Annotated in this window: 16 protein-coding genes and 1 tRNA gene; 4 read left to right on the forward strand and 13 right to left on the reverse strand. The window is 68.7% G+C overall.

Going from position 1 to position 19,450, the window contains the following annotated elements:
• Positions 1–343 precede the first annotated feature (343 nt).
• Positions 344–1,303 carry a TerC family protein gene (locus FMP39_RS08460; RefSeq protein WP_141589456.1) on the forward strand — a complete coding sequence of 320 codons (960 nt, stop codon included), beginning with the start codon at positions 344–346 and terminating at the stop codon, positions 1,301–1,303.
• Between the two features lie 147 nt (positions 1,304–1,450).
• On the opposite strand, the gene FMP39_RS08465 is transcribed toward FMP39_RS08460, so the two are convergent.
• From FMP39_RS08465 to FMP39_RS08490, 6 genes are all read right to left on the reverse strand, one after another.
• Positions 1,451–1,522 (reverse strand) — tRNA-Val (locus FMP39_RS08465).
• 90 nt (positions 1,523–1,612) lie between these two features.
• Positions 1,613–1,882 (reverse strand): hypothetical protein, encoded by a 270-nt coding sequence (locus FMP39_RS08470; RefSeq protein ID WP_011553508.1) that lies wholly within the window; start codon positions 1,880–1,882, stop codon positions 1,613–1,615.
• Between the two features lie 12 nt (positions 1,883–1,894).
• Positions 1,895–2,320, reverse strand: coding sequence for a hypothetical protein (locus tag FMP39_RS08475; protein ID WP_011553507.1), 426 nt, complete (start codon positions 2,318–2,320; stop codon positions 1,895–1,897).
• Between the two features lie 8 nt (positions 2,321–2,328).
• Positions 2,329–3,951 carry an Hsp70 family protein gene (locus FMP39_RS08480; protein ID WP_141589457.1) on the reverse strand — a complete coding sequence of 541 codons (1,623 nt, stop codon included), beginning with the start codon at positions 3,949–3,951 and terminating at the stop codon, positions 2,329–2,331.
• A gap of 90 nt (positions 3,952–4,041) precedes the next feature.
• Positions 4,042–6,120: an ATP-dependent helicase gene (locus tag FMP39_RS08485; protein WP_141589458.1), complete on the reverse strand. Its 2,079-nt coding sequence runs from the start codon at positions 6,118–6,120 to the stop codon at positions 4,042–4,044.
• Between the two features lie 44 nt (positions 6,121–6,164).
• Complete coding sequence (locus FMP39_RS08490) at positions 6,165–7,856, reverse strand: HEAT repeat domain-containing protein (RefSeq protein ID WP_228557802.1); 1,692 nt, start codon at positions 7,854–7,856, stop codon at positions 6,165–6,167.
• A 135-nt stretch (positions 7,857–7,991) separates the two neighbouring features.
• Here FMP39_RS08490 and FMP39_RS08495 point away from each other — a divergent pair, with 135 nt between their 5' ends.
• A complete protein-coding gene (locus tag FMP39_RS08495; RefSeq protein ID WP_141589460.1) occupies positions 7,992–8,840 on the forward strand; it encodes a CHAP domain-containing protein in 849 nt (282 codons plus the stop codon).
• A gap of 18 nt (positions 8,841–8,858) precedes the next feature.
• Here FMP39_RS08495 and FMP39_RS08500 read toward each other — a convergent pair whose 3' ends face one another.
• Positions 8,859–10,040: a glycosyltransferase family 2 protein gene (locus FMP39_RS08500; RefSeq protein WP_141589461.1), complete on the reverse strand. Its 1,182-nt coding sequence runs from the start codon at positions 10,038–10,040 to the stop codon at positions 8,859–8,861.
• A gap of 166 nt (positions 10,041–10,206) precedes the next feature.
• Positions 10,207–11,664 carry a lipopolysaccharide assembly protein LapB gene (locus FMP39_RS37845; RefSeq protein WP_228557803.1) on the reverse strand — a complete coding sequence of 486 codons (1,458 nt, stop codon included), beginning with the start codon at positions 11,662–11,664 and terminating at the stop codon, positions 10,207–10,209.
• A 715-nt stretch (positions 11,665–12,379) separates the two neighbouring features.
• On the opposite strand from FMP39_RS37845, the gene FMP39_RS08510 reads away from it, so the two are divergent.
• Entirely contained in the window at positions 12,380–12,583 is a 204-nt protein-coding gene (locus FMP39_RS08510; protein ID WP_141589537.1) for a hypothetical protein, read from the forward strand.
• Positions 12,584–12,687: 104 nt separating this feature from the next.
• On the opposite strand, the gene FMP39_RS08520 is transcribed toward FMP39_RS08510, so the two are convergent.
• Positions 12,688–13,104, reverse strand: a complete 417-nt coding sequence (locus FMP39_RS08520; RefSeq protein WP_141589462.1) for a helix-hairpin-helix domain-containing protein — start codon at positions 13,102–13,104, stop codon at positions 12,688–12,690.
• 4 nt (positions 13,105–13,108) lie between these two features.
• Entirely contained in the window at positions 13,109–14,386 is a 1,278-nt protein-coding gene (locus tag FMP39_RS08525; RefSeq protein ID WP_141589463.1) for an aspartate kinase, read from the reverse strand.
• A gap of 135 nt (positions 14,387–14,521) precedes the next feature.
• On the opposite strand from FMP39_RS08525, the gene hutH reads away from it, so the two are divergent.
• Positions 14,522–16,048: a histidine ammonia-lyase gene (gene hutH / locus FMP39_RS08530; RefSeq protein WP_141589464.1), complete on the forward strand. Its 1,527-nt coding sequence runs from the start codon at positions 14,522–14,524 to the stop codon at positions 16,046–16,048.
• 136 nt (positions 16,049–16,184) lie between these two features.
• Here the strand turns inward: hutH and FMP39_RS08535 are convergent, their stop codons facing one another.
• The 3 genes from FMP39_RS08535 to FMP39_RS08545 form a co-directional block, all read right to left on the reverse strand.
• A complete protein-coding gene (locus FMP39_RS08535) occupies positions 16,185–17,345 on the reverse strand; it encodes an alkaline phosphatase PhoX (RefSeq protein WP_141589465.1) in 1,161 nt (386 codons plus the stop codon).
• 103 nt (positions 17,346–17,448) lie between these two features.
• Positions 17,449–18,297, reverse strand: a complete 849-nt coding sequence (locus FMP39_RS08540) for a class I SAM-dependent methyltransferase (RefSeq protein WP_228557804.1) — start codon at positions 18,295–18,297, stop codon at positions 17,449–17,451.
• Between the two features lie 27 nt (positions 18,298–18,324).
• Positions 18,325–19,431, reverse strand: coding sequence for a fatty acid desaturase (locus FMP39_RS08545; RefSeq protein WP_141589467.1), 1,107 nt, complete (start codon positions 19,429–19,431; stop codon positions 18,325–18,327).
• Between the last annotated feature and the right edge of the window lie 19 nt (positions 19,432–19,450).

Below are 19,450 nucleotides of genomic sequence, written 5' to 3' on the forward strand. Positions count from 1 at the left end.
CGTCCTTACTGCTTGAGGCATGAGGGTGACGAGTCCCCAGGCGCCTATCGCCTGGAGTTGGCTCGACGCGTCCTTCCGTCGGGAGGAGTAGCTCCCTCAGGGACGGTGACGCCTGGCTGGTCTCATAGCCCCGTGTTTGATTTTTCCAACCGGGACGGTTCCAAACCCATCGCCTTCAAAACCACTTCCCAAACATTTGGGATGTTTTTGACTGTCCGTATGCCCCCCAAGCTACAGAGGGAGCACGGTCGCATTTTGCCCGGGTCCTTCGGTTTTTCCGATGGAGTGTGGCTGGAATTCCTATTTGCGGAAGGCTCGGATGACTCCTATCTGACGCCCCCATATGGAAACCTTCCCAAGCGTTGGCAGCCCGGCCCTGTGGGCCGGCTTTATCGCCTTCGTCATCGCGATGCTGGCGCTCGATCTCGGCGTCTTCCACCGCAAAGCCCATGTGGTGAAGTTCAAGGAGGCCCTGGGCTGGAGCGCGTTGTGGGTCAGCCTGGCGCTCGTCTTCGGCGCGGGTGTCTGGTGGAAGTTCGGGCCTGAGCCCGGCCTCCAGTTCATCACCGGCTACCTCATCGAGAAGTCGCTCTCCGTCGACAACATCTTCGTCTTCGTCGTCATCTTCTCGGCGCTGCGAATCCCCGCGCTGTACCAGCACCGGGTCCTCTTCTGGGGCATCCTGAGCGCGCTGGCGCTGCGAGCCATCATGATTTTCGCGGGCGTGGCGATGCTGGCCCGCTTCCACTGGCTCATCTACGTCTTCGGCGGCTTCCTCATCATCACGGGCGTGAAGCTCTTCCTCCAGCGCAACAAGGAGGACAACCCGGAGGAAGGCGCGCTGATGCGTCTGGCCCGGCGGACCATCCCCTCGACGCCCAACTTCGACGGGCACCACTTCTTCACCGTGGAGAACGGCCGCAAGCTGGCCACGCCGCTGCTGATGGCGCTCCTGCTGGTGGAGGCGTCGGACATCCTCTTCGCGCTCGACTCCATCCCCGCCATCTTCGCCGTGACGACGGACCCCTTCATCGTCTTCACGTCCAACATCTTCGCCATCCTCGGCCTGCGCTCCATGTTCTTCATGCTGGCCGGCGCGGTGGAGAAGTTCAGCTACCTGAAGGTGGGCCTCTCCGCGGTGCTCGTCTTCGTCGGCGCGAAGATGGCGATCATCGACTTCGTGAAGGTGCCGCCCGAGGTGTCCCTGTCGGTCATCGCTGGCCTGCTGGGCGCGAGCATCGTCGCGTCGCTCATCAAGGCCCGGAACACGCCCACCGGCGACGCCGACGCGACCAAGGTCTGAGCCGCACCGCGGCCTCACGCCGCGTTTCCAAGCCCACTCCGCGCAGCATGCGGGGTGGGCTTTCTTGCGTCTGGCGAGGCGGTGAAGGCGGAGCCCCAAAAGCAGAAAGGCCGTGAGTCCCGATTCGGACTCACGGCCTTTCTTGAGTGGGCGCAGCAGGGTTTGAACCTGCGACCCCTGCCGTGTGAAGGCAGTGCTCTACCGCTGAGCTATACGCCCTTCTGCTGTCTGCTGCCCGCCGCCGGTGTTGCCAGCGGCGAACGCGGGTGTAGATGCCATTCGCCCGCTCAGGTGTCAACGCATTTTCGACTACAGCGCGCCGAGCTTCTCGTCGAGCTCGCGCAGCCGGCGCTTGAGGCCGGACAGCTGCTTGCCCAGGGCCTTGAACTCGCTGCGGGGCGCGAAGTTCAGCGCCTTCATCAGCTCCTCCTGCCCCCGGTCGAGCGCCTGCTTGCCGCGCTGGGCTTTCCCAATGGCGTTGGCGATGGCCATGGCGCGGCGGTCGTCGGCCATGAGCTTCTCCATGGCCTTGCCCGACACGTTGAGGGCCTGCTTCTTCAGGTCGTCCTTGATTCCCATGGGGCCTCTCGCTCAGGGCTCGTCGATGAACTGCGTCTGCAGCTGCGCGAAGACGCGGTCGGCGATGCCCTTGTACTTCATGCGTTCGATCAGCGGCTGCAGGTCGCCCTTCATGGAGATGCGGCGCTTGAGCACCGCCTCCACCGGGTCCAGCGTCCCCTTGAGGAGCTGCTTCCAGACGCTGTAGGGCGCGCGGGCCAGGTACACCGGCTCCAGCTCGTCCAGGTCGTCCGGATCCGCCAGGACGCGCGCCTTCTCGATGCGGCAGTCACCGGGGACGACGTGCACCACGAAAGCCTTCGCCAGCTTGCCGGGCTCGGCTTCCACCACCGCCCCGAAGTCGCCCTTCCAGCCCTTGCCGGCCATGGCGCACTCGGGATCCTCATTGGTGAGGCGGACCGCTTCGTCCACCCACTCCTTCGACGGGAACTTCGCCATCTGGACTCCTAGCCCCTCCGGAAGATGCTCTTGATACTGGAGAAGAGCCCCCGGTCGTCGCTCCCGCTGCTGCTGGAGCTGGGCACCTGCTGTGAGTGACGCGACGCGACCTCCTGGAGCGCCCGCTTGAGCTGCTCCGGCGTGTCGCGGGTGGCGAGGTCCACCTTGCGCATGCCGCTCGCTTCCTCCACCGTCACCTGGAGCAGACACTCCTCGGTGAGGCGGAAGTCGATCTTCCGGCCGGCGGCGGCCGAGGGCACGCGAACCGTGCCCAGATATTCGTTGTCCACCAGCAGGTCACTGTCCCCCTGGTAGATGTCCAGCTCGATGAAGGGCAAGCCCGGCTCCTTGGGAGGAGGCAGGCGGAAGCTCTTCACCATGGGAATCAGCGAGTTCTTCTCGATGATGCGCTTCACGCGCCCGTTGGGCATCGCGTAGCCAATGGGCATGGACAGCGCGTCCAGCAGCGTCACCGCGTCGATGCTGCCCAGCGAGTCGCCCAGCAGCGCCGCGCCCAGGGCCACGCACTCGTCCGGGTGGACGCCCTTGCGCGGCGCCTTGCCGAAGTGCGCCTGGATCTTCTGCTGCACCAGCGGCATGCGGCTCTGGCCGCCCACCAGGATGATCTCGTCGATCTCCGCGCGGGAGATGCCCTTCTCCGCCAGCACCCGGTCGCAGATCTCGAAGGTGCGGTCCACCAGGTCGCCGGTGAGGCTGTTGAGGAACTCGCGCGTCAGGGGGATGCGCATGTCCATCGGCTTGCCCTTGCGCTCGTCGATGTAGGGCAGGTCGATGACGACGTTGGGGATCAGCGTGAGGTCGATCTTCGCCGCCTCCGCCGCATTCTTGATGCGCTGGAGCGCGATGGGGTTCTCCGTGTTGAGGTCGACCTTGGTCTCCTCCCGGAAGCGCTCCAGCGCGTACTCCATGATGCGGTTGTCGAAGTCCGCCCCGCCCAGGAAGGTGTCACCGCCGGTGGCGAGGACTTCGAAGACATTGCCGGCCAGGTGCAGCACGGACACGTCGAAGGTGCCGCCGCCCAGGTCGTAGACGAGGACCTTCTGATCCAGGCCCCGGTTGAAGCCGTAGGCCAGCGCCGCGGCGGTGGGCTCGTTGACGATGCGCTTCACGTCGAAGCCCGCCAGCCGGCCAGCCTCCTTCACCGCGTTGCGCTGGTTGTCGTTGTAGTAGGCCGGGACGGAGATGACCGCCCCCTCGATGGGGCCGCCCAGGAACTGCTCCGCGATGGTCTTCACCTGGCCCAGCACGAAGCTGGACACATGGGGCAGCGAGTACAGCTTGCCGCCCATCATCACCGCGGCGTCCCCGTTGGCGCCCTCGACGATGTCGTAGGGGAAGTAGCCCCGGAGCTCCTCCACCGTCTTGGAGTTGTACTTCCGCCCGATGAGCCGCTTGGTTCCCCAGAGCGTGTTCTTCGGGTTGGTGACCATCTGGTCCTTGGCCACCCCGCCCACCAGCAGGTCGCCGCGCGCCGACAGCGCCACGACGGAGGGCAGCGTGAGGTTGCCGCGGTCGGTGGGGACGATCTTCGGGATACGGTTGCGGACGGACGCCACCAGCGTGTTGGTGGTTCCGAGGTCAATCCCGATGATGCGAGGTCTGTCCGCCATGAAGTGAGGGGGCTCGTGCCAAAAGACGCCGCCCCTGACTCCACTGTCTATCACGTCGCGCACGGGAGTGCGCGTTTCTGGGCGACGGTGTCAGTCCACCGGGTCCGAGCCACCCGGAGGGGGACCATCCTGCCCCACGGACGCCTCGGGCTCCGCCTCCAGGGTGGACAGCATGCACCGGTCGAACGGTGCGTCCTCCCCGCCGGGCAGTTCCTGGAGGAACCGGGACGGACGCAGGAGGATCCGCTCCCCGTCCCGGGGCAGCACCGACTGGGGGTACACCAGCGCCAGGGTGTCCCGCGCCCGGGTCAGGGCCACGTAGAACAGCCGCCGCTCCTCTTCCTCCTCCTCGGGCAGGCGCGTGGCCAATGACAGCGGAAACCGCCCGTCCGCCAGCCACAAGACGAAGACGGCCCGCCACTCGAGCCCCTTGGCCTGATGGACGGTGGACAGCGTCAGGCACGCCTCCGGCCCCTCCTCCCTCAAGGCCTCCCCCGCCGCGAACTCCGACACCAGGGCGATCTCCGACAGGAAGCGCGCCACGTCCTCGTAGCGGCCGGCGAACTCCGCCAGCTGTCGGACGTCGTCCTCCCGGTGCTCCTCCTCGGAGAACTCCGCCCGGAGGAAGTCCGCGTAGCCTCCGGCGAGGACGTCCTCGATGAGGCGCCCTGGTGAGGGGGACGCCTCCGGCCGGGTCAACCGCCCCATCAGGTCGCCGAAGGCCTGGAATCCCTTCTGAGCCTTGCGTGGCAGGTGCGCGCGAACGTCCGCATGGGCCACCCCCTCCGCCAGGGGAGTCCCCTCCGGCAATGCGCGCAGCGCGGTCCAGAGGTGCTCGGCCGTCGCCGGTCCCACGCCTGGGACGCGCCGGATGACGCGCTTGAAGGCCAGCTCATCCCCCGGGTTGTTCACCAGCCGGACGTGGGCCAGCACGTCCTTGATGTGGGACTGCTCGAAGAAGCGGACGCCGGAGCGCACCCGGAAGGGGATGCCGCGTCGGGTCAACTCCAGTTGGAGCTCCAGCGAATGATTGTGGGCCCGGTACAGCACGGCCATGTCTTCCAGGGACAGGCCCTGGTCGCGGAGTTCACCGATGCGCTGGGCCACGTAGGCGGCCTGCTCCCCGGCGTCCCGGGCGGGGACGATGAGCGGCTTGACGCCCGGGGACCGTGCCGCCGTCAGCACCTTGGGGAACTGATTCGTGTTGAGCGCGATGGAGGTGTTGGCCAGGCGCAGGATTTCCGGCGTGGAGCGGTAGTTGCGCGTCAGAGCATGGACGGAGCAGCCCGGGTAGCGTTCGGGGAAGCCGATGATGTTGGTGAAGTCCGCGCCCCGGAAGCTGTAGATGGACTGGCAGTCGTCCCCCACCACCGTGAGGTCCTTGCGCTCTCCGGCCAGCAGATCCACCAGGTCCCCCTGGAGCCGGTTGGTGTCCTGGTACTCGTCCACGAGCACGCAGCGGAAGCGCTCGGTGAGCTGCGCCTTCACGTCCGGGTGATGCGTCAGCAGGCGCTTGAGGTGCACCAGCAGGTCATCGAAGTCCATCAGGTGCATCTGCGCCTTGCGCTGCTGGAATCGTGCGGCGGCGGCGAGCACCTCGGGCGCCAGCGGCAACATCTGCGGCCGGCGGTCCATCAGCACGTGCGACACGGGCTGCTGGAGGTTGGCCGCCAGGGAAACCAGGTCCAACACCAGGTCTGGCCGGGGGAAGCGCTTGTCGCTCTTGAGCCGGCGCTCGGCGATGCACGTCACCATCAAGTCCCGCGCGTCCTCGCGGTCCAGCACGGTGAAGTTCGTGGAGAAGCCCAGCACGCCCGCGTACTGGCGCAGCAGCACGTGCGCGGCATGGTGGAAGGTGCCGCCGAGGATGCGCCGCACGTCCACGAAGGCGCCGGCCAGCTCCTCCACTCGGCGCGTCATCTCCCGGGCCGCCTTGTTGGTGAAGGTGAGCAGGAGGATGCCCTCGGGCGGCACACCCCGCTCCAGCATGCGCGCCACCCGGAAGGTCAGCGTGCGCGTCTTGCCGGAACCCGCGCCGGCAATCACCAGCACGGGCCCCTCCCCCGCCTCCACCGCCCGCAGCTGCTCCTCGTTGAGGAGCGCGGCGTAGTCGATCCGCAGCGAGGGCGTCGTGGCCGGAGCCTGGAGCGTATCGGTGCGGGAGGCCATGGGGACGCAGACTCTAACCGGCCCGGCGCACCGGGACACTCGGATCAGGGCACCGGCTTGAGCGCGGTCAGTCGAGCGGACGCGGCCTCGCGGACCTGAGGCGACGGATCCCGCTCCCGGGCCACCTCCAGGAGCAGCCGCCCCACCTGCGGCAGCTTCGTCGCCACCGAGTCCAGCGCGGCGGTGCGCTCCTTCACGGCGTTCTCCAGGCGATCACGGACACCACGGTCCGCGCACGTCTTCACGCCGGGCGACTGCTCACGCAGCAGCAGCTCCGCGTCCGCCAGCCGCGCGTCCGCCAGCCGCTTGGCGTCCGCCGCCTTGCGCTCGAACTCCGCCAGGTCCTCGGGGAACTCGGTGCTCGCGGACCGGGCGCGGGCAATGGCCGCCGCGGCGAAGTTCGCGTTGACGGCCGCCGCGCAGAGCTGCCGCGCCGACGCCAGGGGAACACGCCCTTCGGGCGTCACCGGCTCCTCCTGCGCCACCTCCAGGGCCCACAGCGCCAGTTGCCGCGCCGCCACCGCCGAGGAGAAGTGCTGGCGCCGCTCCTCGCGAATCTGCACCCAGCGCCGCAGGATGACCGGATCCGGCACGCCCGACTCGGCGGCGCGCTGGTACTCCGTAGACGCCTGGGCCAACTGGCCGGACAGGTCCAGCAGCACCGCCACCGTGAGGTACATCTCCGCGCTGGTGGCGCGCTCGCGCAGGGCATCCAGGCGCGAGGCCACCTCGTACTCCGCCACGGGCTTGGGCAGCGCCGCCAACACCGTGCGCAGGGACTCCAGGGCGTGCTGACGGATCAGCGGGTTGCGCGCCGCGCGCAGGCTCTCCAGCAGCGGATCCAACACGCGCACTGACACGTGCTGCCCCAGCTCCTCCGCGGCCTGCCAGCGGTCCAGCGCGTCGGGCGCCACCAGCGCGCGGTTCAGGTCCTCCACCCCGCGCAGGTAGTGCCCCACGTGGGCGGCCTGGGCCAGTGGCTCCGGCCGGGCCAGGGCGGCGCGCTCGGCGCGGGCGTGGGCCAGCCGCTCCGGGAAGGCGGTGAGCTTCGGGCCCAGGGGATGGGCCTTCACCCGGGCGTCGGCCTCGTCCACCAGGCCGGAGACGAGCAGGCCCTCCACCTCCAGTTGCAGCAGCAGGACGCGCGCCTCCTCGCGGTGCGCGCCGGCCGGGTGTTCCTTGAGGTACGCGAAGAGCTTCGTCGCGCCAGAAGCCTTGGCCTGCGCGAAGGCTTGAGCATCCAGGCGGGCCTCCACGTCCTGGCGGCGGGGATCATCCGGCGACGCGCGCAGGTACTCCGCCAGCTTGCGCGGATCCTCCGTGGTGGCCAGCTCACGTGCTTCCGCCTCCGCCAGCAGGCGCTTCGCCTCGTCGCGCTGGACGCCGTCCGGGTGCTCCTGGAGGAACTGGCGCCAGCCGGCGACGGTGTCCGTCTCCTTCGCCCCGTTGAAGCGCAGGCCCTCCAACAGCGTCTTCGCCGTGCGCGCCTGGGCCGCGTCGGGGTACGCCTCCAGGAAGCGCTTGTAGGCAATCACCGTGTGCAGGCGCTTCGCTTCCTCGAACTCCAGCTCCTCTAGCCGCGCCTCGGCCGCGTCGGTGTCCGCGTGTGTGGGGTACTCGCGAAGGAAGGCGCGATAGCCGTCGATGGTGTCCTTCTTCGCCGCGCGGTCATACGGCGAGGGGATGCAGCCAGTGGCCAGCAACAGGACGGCGAGGGCTCGGCGAAAGGAGGCCATGTCCCTGGAGCAATACCGCACCCGCGCCCACCCGGAAACCCAAGCGCGGACGGACGGCTGCCTGGGTAGGTTTTTTGACGACACGGCTTCCCGGGCGGACCATGTGCCCCCAGGACGCTACAGGGAGGTCGCACCATGAGGACAGTCACGCTGATGGGAATCCTCGCCACGCTGGCGACCGGCTGCGCCACCACGGGCGCGCCGCTGGAGCCATGGCTGGACTCCTACAGTCTTCGCTACCGCTCCGCCTCCCCGCCCGCCTTCCCGCGCGAGTCCCTTTCCAAGCAGGTGGCCACCGCGAACCGCGAGGCGCCCGCGGCGCGTCCCGGCACGGTGGCCGCCCGCCCGGCCAAGGCGTCGGGTGGCAAGTCCCGCGCGACGCCGGCCCGGGCCACGCGCCCCACCCCCGTGGCCGGTGATGCCCGCGCCAAGGTGGTGACCACGGCGCGCTCGCTGGTGGGCAAGACGCAAGTCGCACTCAACGGCCGCAAGTACCCGTCCGACTGCACCGGCCTCATCGAAGGCGTCTACGCCCAGGCCGGCGTCACCTTTCGGGGAACCGTGCAGCCCGGCGACAACGGCGTCACCGCCATGTACCGCTTCGCCCGCTCGCGAGGCCGCGTGTACCAGGAAGAGCGGCCGACCCCGGGCGACCTCGTCTTCTTCAACGAGACGTATGACCAGAACCGCGACGGGCGCCGCAATGACGGCCTCACCCACGTGGGCATCGTGGAGAACGTCAGCGCCAGCGGGACGGTCACCGTCATCCACCGCGTGCGCCGAGGCGTCGTGCGCTACCGCATGAACCTGGAACGCCCGCACCTTCGGAGGGATCCGAAGACGGGCGAGGTGCTCAACGACATGCTCCGGCACCCGGGCCCCAACCGCGAGCCCGTCCTCACCGGGCAGCTCTTCGGGGGCTACGGCAGCGTGCTGCCCAAGAGCCCCAAGGCCCAGAAGCCCGTCCCCGTGGCACTCCGGTAACGGGCTCCTGGATTCCGACTACGCGCGCGCCGTCCGGTCCCACGCAGCGCGCTGCGAGTTGCGCAGGAAGCGCCAGAACCCCACGACGATGGCCAGGTTCATGGTCACGAAGTAGTACGCCACCGACGCGGCCTTCTTCGCCGTGCCCCGCTTCAACACCCCCGTCTTTCCCAGGTACGCGAGCGCGTAGAACAGCGCCTGGCTGAACAGGGTGAACTGGTAGAAAAGACGGTCCAGCAGGAACAGGTTCGCCACCAGCGCCATCCCCATCAGCGCGGGGGCGCACCAGCGCAGCAGCTTGTGCGACCAGAAGGCGAAGGCCGGGAAGCCCGCGGTCGGCAGCAACAGCCCGGGCACCATGCGGATGCTCTGGAAGTTGCCCGCGGCGATGCGCGCCCGACGGCCGAACTCCTTGCCATAATCCTCCGTTGTCTCCTCGTGCGCCACGGCGTGCTCTTCGTAGACGACCTTGTAGCCCTGATCCAGGATGCGCAGCGGAATCACGAAGTCGTCCACGATGGTGGACGGCGGCAGCAGGGTGAACAGCGAGCGCCGGATGGCATAGAGGCCGCCGTTGGCGCCCACCACCGCGCCGCGCCGCCCCTCGTACATCTTGATGAGCGACTCATAGCTCCAGTACGCGCTCTCCTCGTAGTCCTGCTTCGTGGGGTTGTAGAGCCGAAGCTTGCCGCAGACGGCCCCCACCTCCGGGTCCTCGAAGTGGCGCACCAACCGCTCGATGGCCTCGGGTTCAATCATCGTGTTGGCGTCGGAAAGAACGACGATGTCCCCCTGCGCCATGGGGATGCAGCGGTTGAGCACCGTCGTCTTGCCCGCCCGAGGCGCCGGTGACAGCCGCACGCGCGCGTCGGAGCAAGCACGGACGATGTCATCCGTCCCGTCCGACGAACCATCCGAACCGATGAGCACCTCGAACCGCTCCGCCGGGTACGCCAGCGCGAGGCTGTTCTCCAGCTTCTGCTGGATGCACGAAGCCTCGTTGTAGGCCGCCACCACCAGACTCACCGAGGGCAACGCCCGCTGCCCGCCGGAGCCTTGATTGACTGTTTCCGCGCGCCGTCCATCGCGGGCGTTCTTGAGCACCTGCGCGGCCCCTTCGAGCAAGAAAAGGCTCAAGGGATAGAGAAAGTAAGTGTGTGCTAGCAGCAGCACGGCACACCAGAAGAAGACCTCCGCCATCAACCCTGCCTCCCAGCACCCAGTCCTCGAAACGGGTCCGGGTTCAGCAAGAGGCGTGCCTCTTCCACGCGCTTGAAATCACACGCAGTGGCGCCGCGGAGGGCTCTGCACTGGGTGAGGGACTGGACTTTTTCCAGCCCTCGAGACGGCGGAAGCGGTCGTCGTTTCAGGGCGAGGCGGCGTCCGCGTCAATCTGCGCGATCAGCCGAGCCGCCGCCTGGTGGTCCGGGTTCAGCGCCACGGCGTCGTCCAGGAGTGAACGGGCGGCGGCCGTGTCCTTCAGCTTCAGCGCCACGCGAGCACCGAGCAGGTAGGCGCGCAGCAGCGTGCTGTCGGCCTGGCGCAGCGCTTCCAAATCCCTGGCCACCGCCTCGAGCGACTCCGGCGGCGACCCGGCGACCAGCGCGTACTCGGCCCGAGCCAGCGTGCTCCACGGGTACGGTGCGCTCTCCACGTTGCGCAGACGCTCGGCCAGGGCCAGGGAGTCCGGCGCCGCCAGGACGGAGGCATGGAGGGCGCGTGCCTTGAGCCGCGCCGCCGCGGCACTGGGCGGCTCGGACTCCGGCGCCTTGCTGAGCTGGGCCAGCTGCACGTCCAGCTCCTTGCGAAGCGTGTCGGTGGTGTCACGCAGGGACGCCATTTCGCGCGCGTTGGCGTCCTGCTCCTGCTGGAGTGCGGTGCGGCGAGCCACCTGGTCGGCAAGGACGCGCATCTTCGCCGCGGCCTCCAGCCCTCGGGCGATGGCAGCGCCCCGGAGACGCAGACGCTCGGCATCAGCCTGGACATCCGACAGACTCAGCGTGAGCGCTACCGCCAGCTCGGCCTGGGCGTCGACGTAGCCGGGATTCTCGGTGGCGATGGTTCGCAGCCGCTCGATGGCCTGATGACGGTTGGCGGAGTCATCCCGGCGGAGCAGCACCGACGCACGGTCCGTCGCATCCACCACATCGGCGGGGATCTCCACCCCTCGATTCTTCAGCGCGACGGAGCCCAGCGAGGCCACCACGATGAGTCCAAACAGGATGGCCAGCACCACCCGGGGACGGATTCGCTGGGAGCTGCCGTGCTCGAACGCCCGCGCTCCGTCCATCGACAGACGGGTCGACGCAATCAGGTCCGGAGGGAGCTCCAGTGGGGCCCGGCGCGATGCGGCTCCGGCCAGAGGGCCCAGGTCCGAGGCACTGGAGTCATTGAGGGAACTCAGCCCCCCTGCCCCGGCGCCCGGCGTCGCGGTGGGCTCCGATTCTGGCGGGAGCTGGATGCCACTGTCGACGCCGGATAGCGGTGACAGACCAAAGGGGCTCGTCGCTCGGACGCGCACGAAGGGCTCGGCGGTATCCGGTGACACCGTGGGGGCCTCGCCGGACAGGCTCGCGGGCGCGGGAACGGGCGGCACGGAGCCGACGATTCGCTTCGACCCCACAGGTGCCTCGGAGGCAGGCGGCTGAACGGCGCTGAACGTCTGGCTGCGCCCCAATGGAGCCACGGAGTCGCTCGCGGGAGGCTCGGCGAATCCAATGGGGGTGCCGTCCGCCGAGGCGGAGCCCTGGGATACCTGCGCCCCACCGGCGTGAATCGGGCTCACGGGAGGCGGCGTGGGCACGGAACCCGGGTCGGGCATCATGACAGCGCCAGCCTGAGGAGGTGCGTACGCACCAAAGGTCTGGGTCGCGTTGCCGGGTGCCACGGAGCCAGGTCCGGCACTCCCTGGGGCCCCCTGTTGCTGCCCGGAAACCGTGCTGTAGGTCTGCGTCCTTGCTACGGGGGGAATGACAGGCGCCACCGGAGGAACAGCGCCGAACATCTGTGTCCCGGCTCCGGGAGTTCCGCCCTGCGACGAGGTGCCAGCGTCGGCCGCCGGTCCCCTGAAAGGCATCGTCCCGAACGCCTGCGTCCTGCCCACAGGGGGCACCGCTCCGAACGCCTGTGTCGCGTTGTCAGTTCCCCGCCCAGGCGCCGGAGCTGCCCCGAACGTCTGCGTGGTTCCAACGGGAGGCACCGCTCCGAAGGTCTGCGTTGCGTTGCTCGTCGCGGGAGCTGTCCCGTAAGTCTGGGTGGTTCCAACCGGAGGCACCGCTCCGAACGTCTGCGTTGCGTTGCTCGTCGCGGGAGCTGCCCCGTAAGTCTGGGTGGTTCCAACCGGAGGCACCGCTCCGAACGTCTGCGTTGCGTTGCTCGTCGCGGGAGCTGCCCCGTAAGTCTGCGTGGTTCCCGCAGGTGCCACGGGAGGCGCCGCGCCAAACGTCTGCGTCGCGTTGCTCGCTGCCGGAGCGGCTCCGAAGGTCTGCGTCGTTCCAACCGGTGCCACGGGAGGCACCGCCCCGAACGCCTGCGTCGCGTTGTCGGCGCCCTGCCCCTTCGACGCCACGGCACCGTACGACTGCGTCGTCGTCACGGACGAACCCGCCGTGGCGCCAGGGGGAGTCCCCGCGAAGAGCTGCGTGGACTTCATGCTCGAGCGCGCGGGCACCGCCCCGCCCGTCACCGCCGGAGTCGAGCGCGAGGGCGGCGGCGCACCGTGTGGCGTGGCCATGAACACGTGACCACAGCGCGTGCACTGAACGGAGGCGCCCCCCGGCGGCAGCAAGCGGGAGTCGAGGACGTACTGCATCGAGCACTGAGGGCACGAGATCTGCACTCGACGTGCTTACCACACGGGCCCGGCGTCGGGAGGCGCTCCAAGCGCCGTGGCCGCCCGGAGGGTCTGCAACTTGGCGGCCCCCACGCCACGGACGGCATCGACGTCGTCCCAGCTCTTGAAACCGCCCTGCTCCTCGCGGGCCTCCACGAGGCTCCGCGCCAGAGAGCGCCCGACGCCCGGGAGCAGGGCAAGCTCGTCCTCGGTCGCCGAGTTCAAATCCAACGGACGCCCCAGGGCCAGCGCCTGAGCCCCGGTCGGCACGGCGCCGTCTCCACAGGTGGCCACACCATCCGGACGGATCCGCACTGACTCAGCGGCGCAGTCCAACGCGGGCGCCGCATCCGGCCAGCGCAGGCGCGCGACGACACCCACGCCCAACACCCCCAGCGCGACGGCGGCGAGCGCGGCGGTGCGGCTCGCCACGCGCTCAGACCTTCTCGCCCATCAGGGCCGCCATCTCGGAGACGGCGGAGATGCCTTCCGGCGGCATCGGCTGATCCAACCCGAAGGAGGTGTGCAACGCGCGCACGGCCAGCTCCGTGTACTTGGCCTGGACCACGCAGGACACCTTGATCTCCGACGTGGAGATCATCTGGATGTTGATGCCCTCGGCGGACAGCGCCCGGAACATCCGCGCCGCCACACCCGAGTGATTGCGCATGCCCACACCCACGATGGACACCTTCGCGATGTCCCCGTCCGTCTCGATACCGGACGCGCCAATCTCCTCGGCGACCTTCCGCACCACTTCCTGCGCGGTGAGGAAGTCCGCCTTGCCCACGGTGAAGGTCACGTCCGTGCGTCCGTCCTTGGACGGGTTCTGCACGATAAGGTCCACCACGATGTGCTTCTCATCGAGCGGTCCGAAGATCTTCGCCGCGGCGCCCGCGACGTCCGGCACACCGCACACCGTGATCTTCGCCTCGTTGCGGTCATACGCGACGCCGCGGACCAGCACATCCTCCATGGAACTGTCCTCCTCACACACGAGGGTGCCGGGGTCATCGGTGAAGGACGACTTCACCCACAGCGGCACCTTGTACTTCATGGCGAACTCGACCGAGCGGATCTGCAACACCTTGGCGCCCACGCTGGCCAGCTCCAGCATCTCCTCGTAGGTGATGCGGTCCAGCTTGCGCGCGGACGGAACCATGTTGGGGTCGGAGGTGTAGACGCCGTCCACGTCCGTATAGATTTCACAGGCGTCCGCGTTCAGCGCGGCGGCCAGGGCCACGGCGGTGGTGTCGGAGCCGCCACGGCCCAGCGTGGTGACGCTGCCGGACTCGTCCACCCCCTGGAAGCCCGCCACCACGACGATGTGGCCCCGGGCCAGCGCGGCGCGGATGGGCTGCGCGTCGATGCTCTTGATGCGCGCTTTGGCGAAGGTGCTGTCGGTGACGATGCGCACCTGTTGGCCGAGAAAGCTGGTCGCCTTCCCCTGCTGGGCGTGGATGGCCATGGCCAGCAGGCCGATGGAAACCTGCTCACCGGTGGCGACGACCACGTCCTGCTCGCGCTCGTCCGGCCGGTCGGTGATCTGCGCCACCAGTTTCATCAGCCGGTTCGTCTCGCCGGACATGGCGGACACGACGACGACCACGTCATGCCCCGCCTCCTGGGCGGCCAGGCAGCGCAGCGCCACGCGCTTGATGCGGGCCACGTCACCTACAGAGGTACCGCCGTATTTCTGGACGATGAGTGCCACGGCGCCTGCAACCTCCCTCTTCAGACGGGCGGGAGCTATACGAGTCCGGCTGGCGGGTGTAAAGCGCCGGCCAGCACCACCGCACCCGTTTACGTTAGGGTGCCCGCCCTTTCGCCGCACCCATTGGAGTCCCGAATGTCGCGCCCCCGTATCCTCATCGACGGTGACACCCTGAAGCTCGAGGAAATCCTCCAGGTGGCTCGCAACGAGGCCACCGTGGAGCTGTCGCCCGACGCCGCCACCCGCGTGCGGGCCTCGCGCGCCCTGGTGGACCGCGTCGCCGCCGGAGACACGCCCGCCTACGGCATCAACACCGGCTTTGGCACATTGGCCGAGGTCCGCATCGACAAGAAGGACCTGCGCGACCTCCAGCGCAACCTCATCCTCTCCCACGCGTGTGGCGTCGGCACGCCCCTCCCGCTTCCGGAAGCGCGGGCGCTCCTGCTGCTCCGCTGCAACGTGCTCGCCAAGGGCTATTCCGGCATCCGCATGGAGACGCTGGCCCTGGCGCTGGACATGCTGAACCGGGACGTCGTACCCGTGGTCCCCGAGCGGGGCAGCGTGGGCGCCTCTGGGGACCTCGCGCCGCTGGCGCACCTGGCGCTCGTCTTCATCGGCGAAGGTGAAGCCTTCTACCAGGGCCAGCGGATGCCCGCGAAGCAGGCGCTGGATCGCGCCGGCCTGCAACCGGTGGTGTTGGAGGCCAAGGAGGGCCTCGCCCTGGTGAACGGCACGCAGGCCATGTGCGCGGTGGGCACCCTGCTCCAGCTTCGCGCGGAGTCCCTGGCGGACATCGCCGACGTCGCGGGCGCCATGACGCTGGAGGGGCTGCTGGGAAGCCACAAGCCCTTCATTCCTGAGATTCACGACGTGCGCGCGCACCCGGGCCAGAAGGACGTCGCGGCGCACCTGCGGCGCATCCTGGTGGGCAGTGAGCTGGTGGAGTCGCACGTCAACTGCAGCAAGGTGCAGGACCCCTACTCCCTGCGCTGCATGCCGCAGGTGCACGGCGCGGCGCGCGAGGGCATCGCGTTCTCCCGGCGCATCCTGGAGGTGGAGGTCAACAGCGCCACGGACAACCCGCTCGTGTTCGCGGACACGGAGCGCATCGTGTCGGGCGGCAACTTCCACGGCCAGCCCATCTCCCTGGCCATGGACGTGGTGGCCATGGCGCTGACGCAGCTGTCGTCCATCAGCGAGCGGCGCGTGGAGCAGCTCGTGAACCCGTCGTTGTCCAACCTGCCGGCGTTCCTGGCGAAGAACTCCGGGTTGAACTCCGGCTTCATGATCGCGCAGGTGACCAGCGCCGCGTTGGTGGCCGAGTCCCGCGTGCTGAGCCACCCCGCGTCCGTGGATTCGATTCCGTCATCCGCGGGCCGCGAGGACCACGTGTCCATGGGCATGACGGCGGCGCTCAAGGGCCGTCAGGTCAGCGACTTCGCCCGTTCGTGCCTCGCGATTGAAATCCTGGTGGCGGCGCAGGCCCTGGACTTCCGCCTGCCGCTGAAGCCCGGCAAGGGCGCCCTCGCGGCGTACGAACTGGTGCGCTCGAAGGTCCCCCACATGGACAAGGACCGCGAGCTGCACCTCGACATCGAGGCGGTGAGCCGGCTCGTCGACTCTGGCGAGCTGCTCGCGGCGGTGCGCTCCGCCACGGCCTGACGCGGTACGAGCGGCAGCGACGTCTCGCCTAACGACGAAGGGCCCGGAGCCGAGCGCTTGCTCTCGATGGCTTCGGGCCCTCCGCCGTGACACGCCCCCACGCGACGAACAGCGCCGCGCGGGGCGCATCCTGGCTTCAGCGGAACGGGCCGCGCACCTCGAAGGTGACGCCGTTGCCATCCGCCCCGCGCTGCGAGCTGAAGTACAGCCGCTGGCCATCCGGACAGAAGGCGGGGCCGGTGAGTTCGGAGCCCGCGTGCCCCACCACCTGGAGGAATGGCGCGACAGAGCGCTCAGGCCCCGGGGTGAAGAGGCACAGCTGGAGGTCGTCACCATCCTCAGCCACGTAGAGGTCACCCGAGCGGGACACGGTGATGTTGTCCACGCCGCGCAGCGGTGACTCCGGGTGGAGGTCGTCGTCGTAGAGGAGCTCCACCTTGCCGGTGGCCGGGGTGTGGGCCCAGACGCGATTGTCGCCCTTGGTCGTGAAGTAGATGGTGCCGCTGTCGAACCAGCAGCCCTCGCCGCCATCGAACGCGGTCGTCAGGAAACGGGCGAGCTGCAGAGACGCGGGAAGCGAGGCGGAGACCCTCACCCAGCTGAAGGTGGCGGTGCCATCCAGCGCGCTGCCGTTCAGCTTCGCGGCCTCCAAGGTGCCCGAGGACAGCGAGGGCCACTGGGCGGGGGTGAAGCGGTAGAACCGCCCCGTCGGCCGATCCTCCGTCAGGTACAGGCGCATGCCCACCGGGTCCACGGCGACGGCCTCGTGGGCGAAGGTGCCCAGGGCACTGCGCCGCAGGCCCTGTGAGGGTTCCTGGGGATTGCATTCCCAGACATGGCCCCCGTCCCACTCCTCGCAGGACAACCAGGTGCCCCAGGGCGTGGGCCCCCCGGCGCAGTTGAGCTGAGTGCCCTCGAGGATGCGGTAGGCGCTCGTCACGTTGCCGCCGCCATCGAAGCGAATCGATGAGGCACCTCCAATCAGCGGCAACTCACAGTTGGAGGTGTAGACCCAGCCGCCATCGTCGGTGGGGAAACACGTGCCGCCATCCGGAGCGGCGTGCCACGTGTAGCGGGTGCCGGGGACGCGCTGTCCGGTGCGAGCGACGATACGTGAACTGAAGCCCGCCGGCAGCCTCAGTCCCTGAGCATCCGGAGCGCCGGAGATGGCACCGTAGGGGCCAGGCCCCGGCCGGGCGGGAGCGGCATAGACGGAACGCCAGAAACCCGGCCCCAGGGCCAGGAGTCCGCTGCCCATCGCCGTGAGTCGAAGGAAGCTCCTGCGCTGCATGGGCATGTCTCCATTCGCCAGAAGGCCCAGGAGATTGGGTTGCCCATGCCCGCGCGCCAACTCATCACGAGTCGGTCACCGTGTCGTTTGGGCGACAAGGCGCCCGGCCCTACACGCCGCGGCGTCGTGGCGTGCTCGCCGTCACCTGCCGCATGCACCAGAGACACGTGATGTTTCCAGTTGAATCCTTCATGGGCTCCACGGCCGCGAGGAACGCGCGCCGGACGTCCTCGCGCGCGTCGGGCGGGAGCTGGTCAGCGTCGTAGGTGGAGGAGAGGGAAGCCCAGACCTGCTCCGGCTGTCCGCATTCCTGGACCTCGAGTTCGAAGACCTCGACATGCTCGAAGGCGAGGTCGAAGAGTGCCCTCAGCCCCTCGGTGGAGCGAAAGCGCGTGTCGCCCAGGCTCAGCAGGGGGCGAGGCTGCGCCTCGATGGCGCGTTTCATCAGGGCGCGGAACACCGCGAGCACACCGGAAGGCACGAAGCCTCCGCCGACGACACAGGACAGCTTCCCGGCAGGCGTCAGGACGCGGCGAATCTCGGAGAGGACCTTCTCGCAGTCATCCATCAGCATGAGCGCCAGGTGGCTGAGCACGACGTCGAGGCTCGCGTCCTCGAAGGGGAGCGACTGGGCCACGCCTCGAATCAGCGTGGCGGCCCCCTTCAATCGCACCTGGGCCTGGGCGAGCTCGTCCTCGCTCATGTCCAGGCCAACGAGTCGCGGAGACTGAGGCGCCCGCCGAGCGAGCAACTCGAGCAGGTAGCCATCGCCGCAAGCCAGGTCGAGCACGGTCCTCGGCCGCGTGTCCTGGGGGACTTCCGCCGCCAGCAACTCATAGGTGGAGGCGAATCGGCTGTCGCCCCGAATCACGGGAGTCTTCGAGAACCACCGCGCGGTCACGCCCGCGAGCCGGCGGTGGTAGTCGAGGAGGTAGGACTCGGTGTCGGAGGGAGGCATGGTGCCCCATAACATAGGCGTCGCCGTTCACCGGTTCAGGCCGTGTTCAAGGCTTGAATCACCTCCCTTGAGCTGGCTGCGCAGCGCTTCCGTCGAAATCGAAGGCGTCCCCTCCGGTGCCATGAGCGTCTGTCCGTCCTCGGCATAGAGCGCCGGGCGCCGGTACAGCATCCGAAGCGCGTGCAGGTGCGGGTACACCTGTGACGCTTCGGGGTTGAGCTCGCGCAGGTGCTTGCGAAGCAGCGGCGCGAACTTCGGGCTCATGGCCGGGAAGATGTGGTGCTCCTGGTGGTGGCTGAAGTTGTAGTGCAGCCAGTCCATCACCGGATGCGTGGCCACGCTGGCCGTGTTCACGAAGGGGTTGTCCGACTCCTCGTGCGCGGCCAGCAACCAATGGTTGGTGGCGATGTAGATCATCAAGGTGATGTTGCCGATGAGAAGCGGAAGGATGAGCGCATAGAGCGCCCCCATGGGCCCCATCCACCAGCCCACCGCGACCCACCCCAACAGCACGAGCACCGTGAGGACGCGCTCCCGCGTTCGATGCATGTGCACATGCTTGAACTGCGGCAGCCGGCTGTGGTGCCAGAGGAAGGCCTGTCCCTGGGCGGTGAAGAAGAAGCTGAAGCTGACGAAGCTCAGCAACGAGCCCGAGCCCGGGGACATCGCGTGGAACACCTTCGCGAACCACTGGGTCCGCCACTCGCTCTGACGCGGCAGGATGTCTGGGTCCCGAACCAGGACGTTCGCCGCGCTGTGGTGTGCCTGGACATGCCACGCCCGCCAGTTCCCGGGGGTCACCAGGAACGGGCTGAAGCCCACCCAGCCCAGGAGACTCTCGAGCGCCCTGCTGCGGAACACCGCGTGGTGCAGCGCCTCATGCGCCGCCAGCCCCACGGCCGTCACCATCTGCCCGAGCGCGAACGAGATGAGCAGGCACGCCCACCATGGCAGCCGCCCGCTTCCCGCGGCCCACATCAAGACCACCATCACCGGAACCAGCCCGAACGCGACGATGCCTCGCAGGGGCTGCGGCTGGAAGGACTCCGGCGGCATCACCCGGCGCAGCTCCGACCGCAGCCACCGGGGGTCATCGGCGGGAATGGGACCCGCCTGGGGATTGGAAGAATTCATGCGTTCACCCGAAGGAAGG

Source organism: Myxococcus sp. AB056 (genome assembly GCF_006547365.1).
GTDB classification, from domain to species: domain Bacteria; phylum Myxococcota; class Myxococcia; order Myxococcales; family Myxococcaceae; genus Myxococcus; species Myxococcus virescens.

What these genes read in the sequence shown, in the direction of transcription:
- FMP39_RS08460 (WP_141589456.1), top strand. Translation starts at nt 344, where the DNA reads ATGGAAACCTTCCCAAGCGTTGGCAGCCCGGCCCTGTGGGCCGGCTTT.
- FMP39_RS08470 (WP_011553508.1), bottom strand. Translation starts at nt 1,882, where the DNA reads ATGGGAATCAAGGACGACCTGAAGAAGCAGGCCCTCAACGTGTCGGGC.
- FMP39_RS08475 (WP_011553507.1), bottom strand. Translation starts at nt 2,320, where the DNA reads ATGGCGAAGTTCCCGTCGAAGGAGTGGGTGGACGAAGCGGTCCGCCTC.
- FMP39_RS08480 (WP_141589457.1), bottom strand. Translation starts at nt 3,951, where the DNA reads ATGGCGGACAGACCTCGCATCATCGGGATTGACCTCGGAACCACCAAC.
- FMP39_RS08485 (WP_141589458.1), bottom strand. Translation starts at nt 6,120, where the DNA reads ATGGCCTCCCGCACCGATACGCTCCAGGCTCCGGCCACGACGCCCTCG.
- FMP39_RS08490 (WP_228557802.1), bottom strand. Translation starts at nt 7,856, where the DNA reads ATGGCCTCCTTTCGCCGAGCCCTCGCCGTCCTGTTGCTGGCCACTGGC.
- FMP39_RS08495 (WP_141589460.1), top strand. Translation starts at nt 7,992, where the DNA reads ATGAGGACAGTCACGCTGATGGGAATCCTCGCCACGCTGGCGACCGGC.
- FMP39_RS08500 (WP_141589461.1), bottom strand. Translation starts at nt 10,040, where the DNA reads ATGGCGGAGGTCTTCTTCTGGTGTGCCGTGCTGCTGCTAGCACACACT.
- FMP39_RS37845 (WP_228557803.1), bottom strand. Translation starts at nt 11,664, where the DNA reads ATGATGCCCGACCCGGGTTCCGTGCCCACGCCGCCTCCCGTGAGCCCG.
- hutH (WP_141589464.1), top strand. Translation starts at nt 14,522, where the DNA reads ATGTCGCGCCCCCGTATCCTCATCGACGGTGACACCCTGAAGCTCGAG.
- FMP39_RS08535 (WP_141589465.1), bottom strand. Translation starts at nt 17,345, where the DNA reads ATGCCCATGCAGCGCAGGAGCTTCCTTCGACTCACGGCGATGGGCAGC.
- FMP39_RS08540 (WP_228557804.1), bottom strand. Translation starts at nt 18,297, where the DNA reads ATGCCTCCCTCCGACACCGAGTCCTACCTCCTCGACTACCACCGCCGG.
- FMP39_RS08545 (WP_141589467.1), bottom strand. Translation starts at nt 19,431, where the DNA reads ATGAATTCTTCCAATCCCCAGGCGGGTCCCATTCCCGCCGATGACCCC.